Source organism: Curtobacterium sp. NPDC098951 (genome assembly GCF_044759965.1).
In the GTDB taxonomy this organism is placed as follows: Bacteria; Actinomycetota; Actinomycetes; order Actinomycetales; family Microbacteriaceae; genus Curtobacterium.
In genome coordinates this window covers 38,022-52,307 of sequence record NZ_JBIWAG010000002.1, presented here as the reverse complement: position 1 = coordinate 52,307, position 14,286 = coordinate 38,022, and the positions used below count along the sequence as shown (strand labels likewise).

14 protein-coding genes are annotated in these 14,286 nt (G+C 73.2%); 10 read left to right on the top strand and 4 right to left on the bottom strand.

The genetic code is table 11. The features are described 5' to 3' along the window. The first annotated feature begins 87 nt into the window (after positions 1 to 87). From ACIQUC_RS04980 to ACIQUC_RS04960, 5 genes are all read left to right on the top strand, one after another. Positions 88 to 738, top strand: a complete 651-nt coding sequence (locus ACIQUC_RS04980) for a CE1759 family FMN reductase (RefSeq protein WP_402263982.1) — start codon at positions 88 to 90, stop codon at positions 736 to 738. 192 nt (positions 739 to 930) lie between these two features. After that, entirely contained in the window at positions 931 to 2,181 is a 1,251-nt protein-coding gene (locus tag ACIQUC_RS04975; protein WP_402263979.1) for an FAD:protein FMN transferase, read from the top strand. Continuing rightward, positions 2,181 to 2,738 carry a ferric reductase-like transmembrane domain-containing protein gene (locus tag ACIQUC_RS04970; RefSeq protein WP_402263976.1) on the top strand — a complete coding sequence of 186 codons (558 nt, stop codon included), beginning with the start codon at positions 2,181 to 2,183 and terminating at the stop codon, positions 2,736 to 2,738. The genes ACIQUC_RS04975 and ACIQUC_RS04970 overlap by 1 nt, the downstream gene beginning before the upstream one ends. Next, the gene (locus ACIQUC_RS04965; protein WP_402263973.1) at positions 2,735 to 4,021 is read left to right on the top strand and encodes an NADH-ubiquinone oxidoreductase-F iron-sulfur binding region domain-containing protein; all 1,287 of its coding nucleotides are present in this window, start codon (positions 2,735 to 2,737) and stop codon (positions 4,019 to 4,021) included. The genes ACIQUC_RS04970 and ACIQUC_RS04965 overlap by 4 nt, the downstream gene beginning before the upstream one ends. Beyond that, positions 4,018 to 4,233, top strand: coding sequence for a ferredoxin (locus tag ACIQUC_RS04960; RefSeq protein WP_402263970.1), 216 nt, complete (start codon positions 4,018 to 4,020; stop codon positions 4,231 to 4,233). The genes ACIQUC_RS04965 and ACIQUC_RS04960 overlap by 4 nt, the downstream gene beginning before the upstream one ends. A 10-nt stretch (positions 4,234 to 4,243) precedes the next feature. Here ACIQUC_RS04960 and ACIQUC_RS04955 read toward each other — a convergent pair whose 3' ends face one another. After that, on the bottom strand, positions 4,244 to 5,464 hold the full coding sequence (locus tag ACIQUC_RS04955) for a coiled-coil domain-containing protein (protein ID WP_402263967.1): 1,221 nt from the start codon (positions 5,462 to 5,464) through the stop codon (positions 4,244 to 4,246). Between the two features lie 278 nt (positions 5,465 to 5,742). Here ACIQUC_RS04955 and ACIQUC_RS04950 point away from each other — a divergent pair, with 278 nt between their 5' ends. Next, on the top strand, positions 5,743 to 8,016 hold the full coding sequence (locus tag ACIQUC_RS04950) for a polyribonucleotide nucleotidyltransferase (RefSeq protein WP_402263964.1): 2,274 nt from the start codon (positions 5,743 to 5,745) through the stop codon (positions 8,014 to 8,016). A 246-nt stretch (positions 8,017 to 8,262) separates the two neighbouring features. Here the strand turns inward: ACIQUC_RS04950 and ACIQUC_RS04945 are convergent, their stop codons facing one another. After that, on the bottom strand, positions 8,263 to 8,790 hold the full coding sequence (locus tag ACIQUC_RS04945) for a YbhB/YbcL family Raf kinase inhibitor-like protein (protein WP_402263961.1): 528 nt from the start codon (positions 8,788 to 8,790) through the stop codon (positions 8,263 to 8,265). An 859-nt stretch (positions 8,791 to 9,649) separates the two neighbouring features. Continuing rightward, the gene (locus tag ACIQUC_RS04940; protein ID WP_402263958.1) at positions 9,650 to 10,297 is read right to left on the bottom strand and encodes a TetR/AcrR family transcriptional regulator; all 648 of its coding nucleotides are present in this window, start codon (positions 10,295 to 10,297) and stop codon (positions 9,650 to 9,652) included. Positions 10,298 to 10,546: 249 nt separating this feature from the next. Between ACIQUC_RS04940 and ACIQUC_RS04935 the strand changes: the two genes are divergently transcribed. Together ACIQUC_RS04935 and ACIQUC_RS04930 are read left to right on the top strand one after the other, a co-directional pair. Beyond that, positions 10,547 to 11,881, top strand: coding sequence for a M16 family metallopeptidase (locus tag ACIQUC_RS04935; protein ID WP_402263955.1), 1,335 nt, complete (start codon positions 10,547 to 10,549; stop codon positions 11,879 to 11,881). An 8-nt stretch (positions 11,882 to 11,889) separates the two neighbouring features. Then, complete coding sequence (locus ACIQUC_RS04930; RefSeq protein ID WP_031261117.1) at positions 11,890 to 12,492, top strand: histidine phosphatase family protein; 603 nt, start codon at positions 11,890 to 11,892, stop codon at positions 12,490 to 12,492. Positions 12,493 to 12,532: 40 nt separating this feature from the next. On the opposite strand, the gene ACIQUC_RS04925 is transcribed toward ACIQUC_RS04930, so the two are convergent. Next, positions 12,533 to 13,009, bottom strand: coding sequence for a GNAT family N-acetyltransferase (locus ACIQUC_RS04925; protein ID WP_402263952.1), 477 nt, complete (start codon positions 13,007 to 13,009; stop codon positions 12,533 to 12,535). Positions 13,010 to 13,032: 23 nt separating this feature from the next. Between ACIQUC_RS04925 and dapB the strand changes: the two genes are divergently transcribed. Next, a complete protein-coding gene (gene dapB / locus ACIQUC_RS04920) occupies positions 13,033 to 13,779 on the top strand; it encodes a 4-hydroxy-tetrahydrodipicolinate reductase (RefSeq protein WP_402263949.1) in 747 nt (248 codons plus the stop codon). A gap of 4 nt (positions 13,780 to 13,783) precedes the next feature. Beyond that, positions 13,784 to 14,245: a tetratricopeptide repeat protein gene (locus ACIQUC_RS04915; protein ID WP_402263946.1), complete on the top strand. Its 462-nt coding sequence runs from the start codon at positions 13,784 to 13,786 to the stop codon at positions 14,243 to 14,245. Positions 14,246 to 14,286: the final 41 nt, after the last annotated feature.

Genomic DNA, 14,286 nt, shown 5'->3' with positions numbered 1-14,286 from the left:
GCGTTCTCCGTTCCCACGGGAATGCTTGCGGCAGCGGCGCGGTTCGGTACGATGTTCATGCAAATGCATCGAAAGTCGGGATCCACCATGACCACCATCGCCGTCGTCTCCGCCGGGCTCTCCGAGCCCAGCTCCACCCGCCTGCTCGCCGACCGCCTCGGCGAGGCCACCGTCGCGGCGCTCGCGGCACCGAGTCCGTCCGGACTGCCAGGAGGCGCGGCGCACGTCCGGCACGTCGACCTGCGTCCGCTGGCGCACGAGATCACCGACGCGATGCTCACCGGGTTCGCCGCGCCGGCGCTGTCCGCCGCGACGGCGACCGTCGTCGAGGCCGACGCCGTCGTGTTCGTCACGCCGATCTTCACCGCCGGAGTGAGCGGCCTCGCGAAGTCGTTCCTCGACGTGCTCGACAAGGACTCGCTCGCCGACATGCCGGTCCTGCTCGGGGCGACCGGCGGCACCGCACGGCACTCGCTCGCGATCGACCACGCGCTGCGTCCGGTGTTCGCGTACCTCCGCGCCGCCGTCGTCCCCACCGGGGTGTTCGCGGCCACGGACGACTGGGGGAGCGCCGGGGACTCGGCCGCACTCGACGGTCGCATCCGCCGGGCCGGGGACGACCTGGCCTGGGCGATCCGCGCCTCCCGTCGGACCCCGCAGACGGCCGACGCGCTCCCCGTGACCGCGGACTTCCAGACCATGCTCGGCGGCCTCGGCCGGCAGGCCGCGCGCTCTTAGACCCGCCACAGGGTTCGTCCGGCCGGGGCGCAGCCCGTCCTCGGCCCGCTCATCGGTGCGCTCGGGAACCTCGTCTCGACGACGAGGAGGACCGATGGACACCAGACGGAACGGCAGGCGCTCCGCCCGGATCACGAGTGCGCTCGTGAGCCTGGGCGGACTCGCGGTCGCGATGGTCACCGGGGCCGGGCTGTGGTTCGGGCACGAGCAGGCCACGACCACGACGGACGGGACGACGAGCGGGTCGTCGAGCTCGAGCACGAGCACGACGAGCGACCCGGACTCGTCGACGTCCTCGTCCTCCTCGTCGTCGTCCGGCGACTCGACGTCGACGGACTCCTCGTCGAGCGGTTCGTCCTCGAACGACTCGTCCTCGAACGACTCGTCGTCGAGCGACTCGTCCTCGACCGACTCGGGCACGTCCAGCGACTCCGGGACGTCCACCGACCAGGGCGTGACGCAGGGCACCACGGGCGGGTCCAGCTCCTCCGACGCGACGACGACGGGGTCGTGACCGTGCGCGCCGCAGCCGAGTGGGACCTCTGGACCACCACCGCCCGTGTCGTCCTCGACCACCGCGACCGTCGCCACCTCGACGCCGCCCGGTCCTGCGTCGACGAGGTCACCGCCGCCGTCGACGCGGCGTGCGGCCGCTTCCGGAGCGACTCCGAGCTCGTCGCGCGCGCCGACGAGCTCGTCCGCGGCGCCGAGGTCTCCCCGCTCCTCGCCGCGCTCGTGCACCAGGCGCTCGACGCGGCCCGGGCCACCGACGGCGACGTCGACCCGACCCTCGGCACCCGCATGGTGTCCCTCGGGTACGACGCCGCGTTCGCCGACGCCCCGCCCGTCGCCACGCCCGAGGCCGTCGCCCGCGCACTCGACGCCCGACCGGCGTGGCAGCGCGTCCTGCTGGCCGGCACGTTCCTGCGCGTCCCCGAGGGCGTCACGCTCGACCTCGGCGCCACCGCCAAGGCCGCCGCCGCCGACATGGCCGCCGCGAGCATCGCCGCCCGCCTCGGCATCGGCGCCCTCGTCTCGCTCGGCGGGGACGTCGCGACCGCCGGCCCGGACCCGTCCGGCGGCTGGCAGGTGCGCGTGCAGGACCTCGACGAGGACCCCGTCGACCACGTCCGGATCGCCTCCGGCTGGTCCGTCGCGACCTCGAGCACCCAGAAGCGCCGCTGGGAGCAGGACGGCCACGCCCGACACCACATCCTCGACCCGCGGTGGGGGCTGCCGGCCGACCCCGTCTGGCGCTCGGTCACCGTCGTCGCGCCGTCGTGCGTCACCGCCAACACGATGACGACCGCGGCGATCGTCCGCGGCCACGGCGCCACCGAGATGCTCCGGCAGAGCGGGCGGGCCGCGCGGCTCGTCGCCGCCGACGGCACCGTCGTCCGACTCGGCGGCTGGCCCGCCGACGACGCACGGACGGCCGCCTGATGGACACCGCACTCTGGGTCGTCGGCCGCGGTGCCGGTGTCGCCGCGGTCCTGCTCCTGACGCTCACCGTGCTCCTGGGCATCGTCACGCGCGGCGGACGCCCGCTCCCGGGACTGCCGCGGTTCGCCGTGCAGCTGGTGCACCGGGACGTCTCCCTCGCCTCCACCGTGCTGGTCGTCGTGCACGTGGCGACGCTGCTGCTCGACGCCGAGGCCGAGCTGCGCCTGATCGACACCGTCGTCCCGTTCACCGGGTCGTACCGGTGGTTCTGGCTCGGACTCGGCACCCTCGCCGTGGACCTGCTCGTCGTGCTCGTCGTCACGGCGCTCCTCCGACGGGTCATCGGCCCCCGGGTCTTCCGTGCGGTGCACTGGGCGGCCTACGCGATGTGGCCCGTCGCGATGGCGCACGCGATCGGGACCGGGACGGACGGCACGTCCGTGTGGTTCCTCGTCATCGCCGGGGTCTGCGCCGCCGCGGTCGTCGGCGCGGTCGCCTGGCGCTGCACCACCCGCGTCACCGAGTTCCACTCCATCCGACCGGAGGCCGTCCGATGACCACCACCATCCCCATCACCACCGCCGCGCCGCCCACCGGCACCCGGCGTCTCCTCGGCGCGACCGGCCCGGACCTGGCGGCCCACCTCACCGCCCACGGCCCGGTGCCGGCGATCGGCCCGGGCATCGTCGACGAGATCGGCCTCGCCGGGATCGACGGTCGCGGCGGCGCCGGGTTCCCCCTCGCGCGGAAGCTCCAGGTCGTCGCCGGACAGGCGCGCCGCGGGCGGAGCGGACGCTCACCCGTCATCGTCGGGAACGGCGCCGAGGGCGAGCCGGCCAGCCGCAAGGACGCCGTGCTCCTCGAACGGGCCCCGCACCTCGTGCTCGACGGCCTCGTCGTCGCGGCCGTCGCCGTGGGGGCCACCGAGGCCGTCGTCGCGACGAGCGAGCGTCTCGCCGAGCACGTCCGCCGGGCGATCGACGAGCGGACGGCCGTGGCCGCTCGGCACGGTCGCGCGTCGGACCCGGTGACCCTCGACGTCCGTGCCCTGCCGCACAACTCGTTCGTGTCCGGTGAAGCCGGCGCCCTCGCGTCCGCCGTGTCGGGCGGACGCGGACTGCCGGAGGACCGCGTCGTGCGCCTCGCCGAGCGCGGTCCGAGCGGACGCCCCACCCTCGTGTCGAACGTCGAGACCCTCGCGCAGGCGGCGCTCGTCGCCCGGTACGGGGCGGCGTGGGCGCGGAGCGTCGGGAGCGCGACGGCTCCCGGGACCCGCCTCGTCACCGTGAGCGGTGTGACCGACCCGGCCCGTGCCGTGGTGCTGGAGACCGCCGGGGGTGCGCCGCTCGGGGACCTGTTGGGAGCCTCCCGGCTGGACACGGCCGACCCACGCCGGACGCGCGCCGTCCTGGTCGGCGGATGGGGCGGGACCTGGGTGCCGGCGACGGCGCTCGACGCCCCCTTCGACGTGGACGGCCTCGCGCCGTGGGGAGCGGCACCCGGTGCCGGCGTCCTCGCGGTGCTCGACGACCGGACCTGTCCGATCGCGGTGACGGCGCGGATCGCGGCGGCGCTCGGCGACGCGTCGGCGGGGCGGTGCGGACCGTGCGTGAACGGCCTGCCACGGATCGCGGAGGTGGTGGCGGCGCTCGCCTCCGGGCGCCCGGCCGGGGACCTGGCGGCGGAGGTGCGGCGGCTCGTCGGCCTCGTCGACGGCCGGGGCGCGTGCCACCACCCCGACGGCGTGGCACGCATGGTCCGGAGCGCGATGACCGTGTTCCGGGACGACGTGCAGGCGCACCTCGGGGGTCACTGCCAGGTCGTGGGAGGTGCCCGGTGACCGCCCTGCACGTGGACTGGACCCGGTGCCGTGGGCGCGGGCTCTGCACGGAGCTCCTCGCCGGGCGGCTCGCGCGCGACGAGTGGGGCTACCCGATCACGACGGACGGCAGCGGGACGCGGGACGTCCCGGTCCGGCCGGACGAGCTGGACGCGGCCCGGGACGCGGTCGCGATGTGCCCGCTGCAGGCCTTGCGACTCACCTCGGACTGACGGCGGCCGATCAGTACCAGTGCGGGTCGACGCTCATCTCGTGGTTCCACGCACCGCACGGCGACCCGTACGCGTCGTGGATGTAGGCCAGGCCCCAGTTGATCTGCGTCGCCGCGTTCGTCCGCCAGTCCGCACCCGCGACCGCCATCTTCTCCGCCGGGAGCGACTGGGGGATGCCGTAGGCGCCGCTCGACGTGTTCAGCGCGTTCGCCCGCCAACCGGACTCCTGGGTCCACAGGGACACCAGGCACGAGAACTGGTCGGAGCCCCAGCCGTAGGCGCCGATCGCGCTGCGGGCGTAGGCCTGTGCTCCCGACGGGTCGACCACGACGCCGCCCGTGCTCGGGTAGGACGGCCCGACGCCGCCCGTGCTGGGGTAGGACGACGCGTCACCGCTCGTCGAGTGGGAGGCCGAGGCCGCGGCAGCTGCCGCTGCCGCGGCCGCTGCTGCCTCGCGCTTCCGCTGCTGCTCGGCCTTCTGCGCCGCGACCTGCACGCCGAGCTGGTACCGCTGTTCGGTCGTCGCGGTGGTGTCCTTGAGCGCCGCCAGCTGGGCGTACAGCTCGTCGCTGTGCTGCTGCGTGTCGTCGACGGCGGCGTTCGCGACCGCCTCCGCGTCCTCCGCAGCGCTCGCCGTCGACTCCGCCCGGGCCGCGAGGGCGGCACGCTCGTCCTCGGCGCGGGTGGCCTGGTCGTGCAGCGACGACGCGGTCCCCGCGGCGACCGAGGCGTCGTCCATCACGTCGGCCCACGTCGACGACAGCTGGTCGAGCGCCCCGAGCTGGTAGAGCAGCTGCGAGGGGTCCTTCGCCGTCGCGATGCGGGTGGTCATCTGACTCGTGCTGCTGTCGCGGTAGAGGTTCGCGGCGAGCTGGCCGGCGCGCTGCTCGGCGCGCTCCGCGGTCGCCGCCGCGTGGTCGGCCTGGGCCTGGAGGGCCGTGGCGGCCTGGGTGGCGGAGGCCAGCGCCGCCTCGGCAGCGTCCGCCTTCCGGGAGGCGTCGAGCGCGGCCTGCGACTTCACCGCTGCGGCCTGCTGCGCGGACCCGAGGGCGGCCTGGACCCGGGCGACCTCGGTCTTCTTCGCCTGCTCGTCACCCTTCGCGCGCTCGACGTCCTGCCAGGTCGGGTACTCCGTCGCGTTCGCCGGGACAGCGGTGACCACGGGGGCGACGAGCGCGCCGACGACCACAGCGGCCGCGACGAACCAGCCCCGGGAAGGGGTGAGGCGCATGCGGGCAGGCTACCGAGGACACGCCCGTTCGCCCTGAGCCTCGCCGTCGAACGGCTGAGGACTGGTAAAGTCCATCACGTCCGAGGACCGTTTCCCCGGACGTCACACAAACACTGCGCAGGCCGGGCACGGAGCTGGTCATCGGTGGTGGCTCGCGGGCCGGACGGTTTCCCGAGTGCTTCTACTGCTGGCCAGACATGCGTCCCGAACTCTTCGGCGCGCACGCACCATCGGGTGCCGTGGCCCCAGCCTGCCGAACACATCAAGGAGGCACCCTTTTGGAGGGTCCCGAGATCAAGTTCGCCGAGGCCGTTCTCGACAACGGCAAGTACGGCAAGCGCACCGTCCGGTTCGAGACCGGTCGGCTCGCACAGCAGGCCCAGGGCGCGGTCGCCGCGTACCTCGACGAGGACACGATGCTCCTCTCGGCCACCAGCGCCGGCAAGCACCCGCGTGAGGGCTTCGACTTCTTCCCGCTGACCGTCGACGTCGAGGAGCGCTCGTACGCCGCCGGCAAGATCCCTGGTTCGTTCTTCCGTCGCGAAGGCCGTCCCAGCACCGAGGCGATCCTCGTCTGCCGTCTCATCGACCGGCCGCTGCGCCCGTCGTTCGTCGACGGCCTCCGCAACGAGGTCCAGATCGTCATCACCGTCCTGAGCATCGCTCCGGACGAGTTCTACGACGCGCTCGCGATCAACGCGGCGTCCGCGTCGACGCAGATCTCCGGTCTGCCGTTCTCCGGCCCGATCGCCGGTGTGCGCCTCGCGCTCATCGGTGACCAGTGGGTCGCGTTCCCGAAGGCGTCGCAGCTCGCCGAGGCCGTCTTCGACCTCACGGTCGCGGGCCGCGTCGTCACGGACGAGGCCGGCAACGAGGACGTCGCCATCATGATGGTCGAGGCCGAGGCCACCGAGCACAGCTGGGACCTCATCCAGGGCGGCGCCACCAAGCCCGACGAGGCCGTCGTCGCGCAGGGTCTCGAGGCGGCGAAGCCGTTCCTCAAGCAGCTCGTCGAGGCGCAGGCGAAGATGGCCGCCCAGTCGGCCAAGGAGATCCAGGACTACCCGGTCTTCCCGCCGTACGCCCCCGAGGTCTACGACGCGGTCGAGGCCATCGCGCTCTCCGAGCTCGGCGACGTCTACAAGATCGCCGGCAAGCTCGAGCGCCAGGACGCCGACGACGCCCTCAAGGCTCGCGTCAAGGAGGCCATCGCCGCCAAGGTGACGGCCGGCGAGCTCCCCGAGAGCGCCAACGGCCAGGTCAGCGGCGCCTACAAGTCGGTCACGAAGAAGGTCGTCCGCGGCCGCATCCTGACCGAGCAGGTCCGCATGGACGGTCGCGGCCTCGCCGACATCCGTCCGCTCGACGCCGAGGTCGCCGTGATCCCGCGCGTCCACGGTTCGGCGATCTTCCAGCGCGGCGAGACCCAGATCCTGGGCGTCACCACGCTGAACATGCTCAAGATGGAGCAGCAGATCGACTCGCTGTCGCCCGTCACCAAGAAGCGCTACCTGCACCACTACAACTTCCCGCCGTACTCGACAGGTGAGACCGGTCGTGTCGGTTCGCCGAAGCGTCGCGAGATCGGGCACGGCTTCCTCGCCGAGCGCGCCCTCGTGCCGGTGCTGCCGTCGCGCGAGGAGTTCCCCTACGCCATCCGTCAGGTGTCCGAGGCCCTCGGCTCCAACGGTTCGACGTCGATGGGCTCCGTCTGCGCCTCGACCCTGTCACTCCTCAACGCCGGTGTGCCCCTCAAGGCCCCGGTCGCGGGCATCGCGATGGGCCTCGTGTCCGACACCGTCGACGGTCAGACCCGCTACGCGGCGCTGACCGACATCCTCGGTGCCGAGGACGCGCTCGGCGACATGGACTTCAAGGTCGCCGGGACCTCGGACTTCGTCACGGCCATCCAGCTGGACACGAAGCTCGACGGCATCCCGTCGTCGGTCCTCGACGCCGCGCTCAAGCAGGCCAAGGAGGCCCGCTCGGCCATCCTCGGTGTGCTCAACGAGGCGATCGACGCCCCCGACGAGATGGCGGACACCGCTCCTCGTGTCATCTCGGTGCAGATCCCCGTCGACAAGATCGGCGAGCTGATCGGTCCGAAGGGCAAGACGATCAACGGCATCCAGGACGAGACCGGCGCCGACATCTCCATCGAGGACGACGGCACCGTGTACATCGGCGCCGTCGACGGTCCGTCGGCCGAGGCCGCCCGCGCCCAGGTCAACGCGATCGCGAACCCGACGAACCCGGAGATCGGGGACCAGTTCCTCGGCACGGTCGTCAAGATCGCGACCTTCGGTGCGTTCGTGTCGCTGCTCCCGGGCCGCGACGGTCTGCTCCACGTCTCCGAGGTGCGCAAGCTCGCCGGCGGCAAGCGTGTGGAGAACGTGGAGGACGTCCTCGGCGTCGGCCAGAAGATCCTGGTCGAGGTCACCAAGGTCGACGACCGCGGCAAGCTGTCGCTCGCGCCGGTCGTCGCCGACGAGGTGGACACCGAGGGTGGCAAGGGTCACGAGACCCACGCCGAGGCCCCGGCCGAGGGCTGATCCCTCCCGCGTCCTGACGCATGAACGGCCGCCGTCCCTTCCGGGGTGGCGGCCGTTCGGCGTTGCGGGGCGTGGCGCGGGCGGCGCGCCACCTGGGTCAGGTTTCGCGCTGACCGTGCGCCAGCTCGGTCAGGTTTCGCGCTGCCCGTGTGTCGGCTGGACCAGGTTTCGCGCTGACCGACAGTTCACGGCCCGCCGAGCGCGTGACCTGTCGGTGAGCGCGAAAGCACCCGGCGCCCGGCGCGACTACGCCGCGGGGGTCTCCTGCGTGCCGACCAGCTGCGCGCGTCCGAGCAGGTGCTCGCGGAGCACGAAGCCCACGACCGCGGGTGTCGCGTCGGCCGGTGCCTCGAGGACCGGCACGTCGAGCGCGCTCAGCGTGAAGAAGTACCGGTGCGGCCCGTGCCCGGCAGGCGGAGCGGCGCCGAGGAAGGTGTCCGTGCCGAACTCGTTCCGGCGGCGGAGCGCCTCGGCGGGGAGCAGCGCGTCGTCGGTCCCCGCTCCGGCGGGCAGTGAGGTCGCCGAGGCCGGGATGTCGGTCAGGCTCCAGTGCCAGAACCCGGAGCCGGTCGGGGCATCGGGGTCGTACACCGTCAAGACGAAGCTCTGCGTGCCCTCGGGCGCGCCGGACCACTCGAGCGCGGGGGAGCGGTCCTCGCCGCCGACGTCGCTGCCGCGCGCGGACGTCGGGAGCACACCGCCGTCGCTGAAGTCGGGGCTGGTCAGGGTGAAGGTGGGCACCTCGGGGAGGTTCCAGTTGGGGTCGTTGGCCATGCCCCCAGCCAACACCCGCGGCCTCGGACGTCGCTCGGTGCCGCCGCACGGTGCGTCTTTCGTCGGCTGGCGCGGTGTTGGTGGCTTGGTGCGGCGCCACAGGCCGGCACGGTGCGCGGAACCGCGCACCGGATGGGTCGGTGCGCACGGTGCGCACGGTGCGGACTGGAGGCGCGGTGCCGGCCCGCCACGTCCCTCCCGTCCGCACGGTGCGCGACTTGTCGGCTGGTGAGGCGTTCGTGACGGTGGCCGCGCACGGTGCGCGTTTCTTCAGCCGGTGCGGTGTTGGTGGCTGGGTGCGGCGCTCCAGGCCGGCACGGTGCGTGGAACCTCGCACGGGGTGCGCAGGTGCGCACGGTGCGGACTGGAGGCGCGACGCAAGGCCGCCACGTCCTCCCGTCCGCACGGTGCGCGTCTCGTCAGCCGGTGCGGCGTTGGTCGCTGGGTGCGGCGCCGGAAGCCGGCACGGTGCGCGGAACCGCGCACGGGGTGCGCAACCGCGCACGGCGCGGACTGGAGGCGCGGTGCCGGGCCGCTACGTTCCTCCCGTCCGCACGGTGCGCGCCTTGTCGGCTGGTGCGGTGTTGGTGGCTGGGTGCGGGGCTTCAGGTCGGCACGGTGCGTGCAACCTCTCACGGGGTGCGCAACCGCGCACGGTGCGGAGTGGAGGCGCGGTGCCGGGCCGCTACGTTCCTCCCGTCCGCACGGTGCGCGCCTTGTCGGCTGGTGCGGTGTTGGTGGCTGGGTGCGGCGCTCCAGGCCGGCACGGTGCGTGCAACCTCGCACGGGGTGCGCGACCGCGCACCGTGCGACAGGACAGCCGCGCGCCGCGCGCCGCAGCCGCCGCGCCCCCGCGCCGTCAGGCCGCGAGCACGCGCTCGACGACGCGGCCGAGGGCCGCCGTCGCCGCGATCGCGTCACCGGCGTACGCGCCGGACATGGCGCCGTCGCGCGCGAGCATGAGCTCGTCCGCGCCGTCGCCGGGGAGCGCGTGGCCCGATGCCTGCAGCAGGTCGGCCAGCCGCTCCGTGTACCAGTCACGGTGCATGGCGACGACCTCGCGGACGGGGTCGCGCGCATCGTGGTACTCGGCCGCCGCGTTGAGGAACGCGCAGCCGCGGAACTCGGGGTCGTTCACCTCGTCGGTGAGGGCGGCGACCCACGCACGCACGGCGGCCTCGGGGGAGCCGGCGTCGGTGATGAGCTGCTCCATCCGCTGCTGCACGCGCTCGTGCTGCGTCCGGATGTAGGCCAGGATCAGGTTGTCCTTCGACCCGTAGTGCTTGTAGAACGTCGCCTTCGTGACGCTCGCCTCGGAGATGAGACGGTCGACGCCGACGCCGTGGATGCCCTCCTCGTAGAAGAGCCGCGTCGCGGTCTCGAGGATACGGACCTTCGCGCCGCCGGAGCGGGGAGCCGGGGGGACGCTCGACCCGTCCGGCGACGCGAGGTTCGTGCTCGGGCCAGGGAGACGCTGGACGGTCGGTTGGGGGGAATCGACCGTCACAGCGTGGCTCTCCTTGGACTCATCGGCTCCGCGGCGGAGCGGGGGGACTCGTACCGCGTGAGGACTGATGTCCCGAGCCACCGGATCGGAATATAGGGGGGCTTCCGATCCGGTGACGAAACTGTACCACAGTGAGGACAGACAGACGAGTCTTTCTATCCTCTATTTCTGTACCCCACTTCGAGTGACAGGCCGGGTGCCTGTGGAAACTGGGCGATGGCCGCTCTGGGGTCAGTAGGCTCGTCTGCGATGAACCACCCAGTGCCGTTGCCGCTCGAGGCCCCGGACACGTCGTTCCTGACGTCCGGGGGCGCCTTCGTCCGCCGAACCGTCCTCCCGTCCGGCGTGCGGGTCCTGACCGAGTCCATGCCGGGGGCCAGTTCGACGAGCCTCGGCTTCTGGGTCGGGGTGGGATCACGCGACGAGCGCGACGGCCAGTACGGCTCGACGCACTTCCTCGAGCACCTGCTGTTCAAGGGCACCGCGACCCGCTCCGCGCTCGACATCGCGATCTCGTTCGACTCCGTCGGCGGCGAACACAACGCCGCGACCGCCAAGGAGTACACCTGCTACTACTCGCGGGTCCGGGACGCCGACGTGCCGATGGCCGTCGCGGTCATCGGTGACATGGTCACCGGGTCCGTCCTCGACGAAGCCGCGTTCGACGTCGAGCGCGGGGTCATCCTCGAAGAGCTGGCGATGGCGGCCGACGACCCGGCCGACGTCGCGGGCGAGGCGTTCTTCGCCGCGGCGTTCGACGGGCACGCCCTCGGCCGACCGATCGGCGGCACGCCCGAGAGCATCCGCGCCGTCCAGCGCGACGAGGTGCTCGCCCACTACCGCGAGCACTACGCCCCGAACGGCATCGTCGTCACCGCGGCCGGAGCGGTCGACCACGACCGGTTCTGCGCGCTGGTGGAAGCCGAGTTCCAGGGGGCGCCCAAGGCCTCCCCGCTGGCACGCCGCTCGCCGCAGCCCGTCGCCGACCCCGCCGTCCCGAAGCTCTCGGTCGTGCACCGTCCGACCGAGCAGGTCTCGATGCTGCGCGGCTCGCAGGGACTCGACCTCCGCGACGAGCGGCGTCCGGTCCTCAGCGTCCTGAACGCCGTGCTCGGCGGCGGCATGAGCTCGCGCCTCTTCCAAGAGGTCCGCGAGCGCCGCGGGCTCGCCTACGCGGTGAGCTCCTTCGCGCCCGCCTACCTCGACAACGGTGCCTTCGGCGTCTACGCCGGCTGCGCGCCCGACAACGTCGCCGGTGTGATCGAGATCGTCGACGCCGAGTTCCGCCGCATGGTCGACGACGGCATCACGAGCGACGAGCTGCGCCGCGCGAAGGGGCAGATCGAGGGTGCGCTCACGCTCTCGCTCGAGGACTCCGACGCCCGGATGACCCGGCTCGGCCGCTCCGAGCTCGGCACGGGGGAGTTCACCGACCTCGCCACCGCCCTCGAGCGGGTGGACCAGGTCACCACCGACGACGTCCTCGAGCTGGCCCGTGACCTCCTGACCCGCCCCACGATCACCTCGGTGGTCGGCGCGGTGCAGCAGGACGAACTCGCGGAAGCGATCGGGATCGGCGGTTGAGCACCGACATGTCGCACTACCTCTACCTCGTCCGACACGGTGAGCACCAGGACGCGGAACACGGACTCCGGGACGGCCGGCTGTCCGAACGCGGCAAGCGTCAGGCGATGCTCGTCGCGGACCGCCTCGGCGGCGTGCCCTTCGACGGCGTCTACCACTCGCCGCTCGAGGCGCCGAGCGAGACCGCGTCCTTCCTGGCGCAGCGGCTGCCGGCGATCGAACCGGAACCCTCGACGCTGCTCTTCGACTGCATCCCCTCCGGACCGACGCCGGACATGCCGCACGCGTACCAGGGCTGGTACGGCGGCATCACCGAAGAGGAGATCATCGCCGGCCAGGCCCAGATGGGCGACGCGGTCGCCGAGTGGTTCACCCCGGCGCGCGAGGACCGGCACGACCTGCTCATCACCCACAACGCCGTCATCGGCTGGTTCGTGCGCGAGGCGTTCCAGGCGCCGGAGTGGCGCTGGATGGGGACGAACGTCGCGCACACGGCGCTCACGATCATCCGGATCCGCTCGGCCAAGCCGGCCGAGGTGGTCGCGCTGAACGACCTGGCGCACCTGCCGGTCGAGCTCCGCACCGGGCTGCCGGTGGGCCAGCCCGTCTAGCGGCCGCCGCCGCGGGACCGTCCAGGAGGCGCGACCCGCCTCAGCGCACCGGCTTGCGGTACCAGGCGGTCGCGTTCGGGTTGTCGTTGAACGCGGGCACCCGCTCGTAGTCCCGGCTCCGGTACATCGCCCCCGCGGCGACGAGGGAGTCGTTCGTGTCGAGCACGATCGCGGTCGCGCCGAGCGCCGCCCCACCGGCCTCGAGCGCGTCCATCACCGCCGTCGCCACCCCGCGCCCGCGACCGTCCGGGGTCACGAACACGTGCTTCACCTCGAACCGGACGTCGTCGCCGTCGTCCGGGATCCGCCGCAGCCCGCCGCACCCGACTGCCCGGCCGTCCTCGGACGCGACGACGAAGGTGCCGCGTGGCGGGGTGAACTCGGCCGCGGGGGTCCGCTTCCTGGCGTAGGAGCCCTGCGCGCTCGGGAACGTGGCCTCGCGTTCGTCGAGGTAGGCGTCGAGCAGCGCGTCGACCTCGGGGGTGTCTGCCGGCACGGTCCTGACCTCGAGCGTCATGCGTCGATCCTAGGATGGTGGGCATGGTCACTCCCGTCGCCGTCGTCGGCGCCACCGGTCGTCTCGGGGGCCTCGTGGCCGCCGTCGTCGAGGAACTGCCCGACTTCGAGCTCGTCACGAGCCTGTCCTCGAAGGACGGTGCGCACGAAGCGGGGCCCGACGTGTTCGGCGGCGCGGCGATCGTGGTGGACGTGACCGTCCCGGCCCTCAGCCCGGCGATCGTGGACAACGCCCTCGCGAGCGGCGCCAACGTGCTCGTCGGCACGTCCGGGTGGTCCGGCGCCCGACTCGCGACGCTCCGTGCGGGGCTCGAGGAGCGCCCGGAGCAGGGCGTCTTCGTGGTCCCGAACTTCTCGATCGGGTCGGTCCTCGGCACACACCTGGCGACCATCGCCGCGCCGTGGTTCCCCTCGGTGGAGATCGTCGAGACGCACCACGCCGGCAAGATCGACTCCCCGTCCGGCACCGCCGTCCGCACCGCCGAGCTCATCGCCGACGCCCGCCGCGAGGTCGGTCCGGTCGACGCACCCCACGTCGACCAGCGCGCTCGCGGCCAGCAGGTCGCGAGCGTCCCGATCCACTCGCTCCGGCTGCCGGGCGTGACGGCCGTGCAGGACGTGGTGCTGAGTGGCCCCGGCGAGACCCTGACCATCCGGCACGACACGAACGACGACGTCGCCTACGTCGCCGGCATCCGGGCGGCACTGTCCGCCGTGGGGTCGATGCGCGGTCTCACGGTCGGCCTCGGCAGCGTCCTCGGCATCGGCTGACGCCGTGCGCCTGCCCCGGTTGCTCCGTTCGCCCTTCTGGGGCGCCGCGCTCATGGCGCTGCTCCTCGCGCTCTACATCGTCCTCGTCGGGCAGCGCGCGGTGGCGTTCATCGCGACCGGCATCCCGATCGGCATCGGCATCGGTGTCGCGCTCTTCGTCGTCGCGGCGATCGGCGCGCTGCTGCTCGTGCTCGAGTTCCGTTTCGGGCTGCGCATCACGCGGCTCGGCGCCCGGCTGGAGCGCGAGGGCGGGGCCCCGGCCGACGTCGTGCCGGTCCGGCCGTCCGGTCGCCCCACGCGTGAGGCGGCCGACGAGCTCTTCCCGCAGTACCGGGCCGCCGTCGAGGACGACCCGGCCGACTGGCGCGGCTGGTACCGCCTCGGCGTCGTCTACGACGCCGCCGGTGACCGCAAGCGGGCGCGGGCTGCGATGCGCGAAGCGCTCACCAGGGCACGCGTGTCCTGACGGGAGGCGCGGTGCGGGCCCGCTCCGCGCCTCCCTCGCAG

Coding starts and splice junctions, on each gene's coding strand:
- ACIQUC_RS04930 (WP_031261117.1), top strand. CDS start 11,890: ATGTCGCACTACCTCTACCTCGTCCGACACGGTGAGCACCAGGACGCG.
- dapB (WP_402263949.1), top strand. CDS start 13,033: ATGGTCACTCCCGTCGCCGTCGTCGGCGCCACCGGTCGTCTCGGGGGC.
- ACIQUC_RS04965 (WP_402263973.1), top strand. CDS start 2,735: ATGACCACCACCATCCCCATCACCACCGCCGCGCCGCCCACCGGCACC.
- ACIQUC_RS04945 (WP_402263961.1), bottom strand. CDS start 8,790: ATGGCCAACGACCCCAACTGGAACCTCCCCGAGGTGCCCACCTTCACC.
- ACIQUC_RS04980 (WP_402263982.1), top strand. CDS start 88: ATGACCACCATCGCCGTCGTCTCCGCCGGGCTCTCCGAGCCCAGCTCC.
- ACIQUC_RS04935 (WP_402263955.1), top strand. CDS start 10,547: ATGAACCACCCAGTGCCGTTGCCGCTCGAGGCCCCGGACACGTCGTTC.
- ACIQUC_RS04955 (WP_402263967.1), bottom strand. CDS start 5,464: ATGCGCCTCACCCCTTCCCGGGGCTGGTTCGTCGCGGCCGCTGTGGTC.
- ACIQUC_RS04970 (WP_402263976.1), top strand. CDS start 2,181: ATGGACACCGCACTCTGGGTCGTCGGCCGCGGTGCCGGTGTCGCCGCG.
- ACIQUC_RS04925 (WP_402263952.1), bottom strand. CDS start 13,009: ATGACGCTCGAGGTCAGGACCGTGCCGGCAGACACCCCCGAGGTCGAC.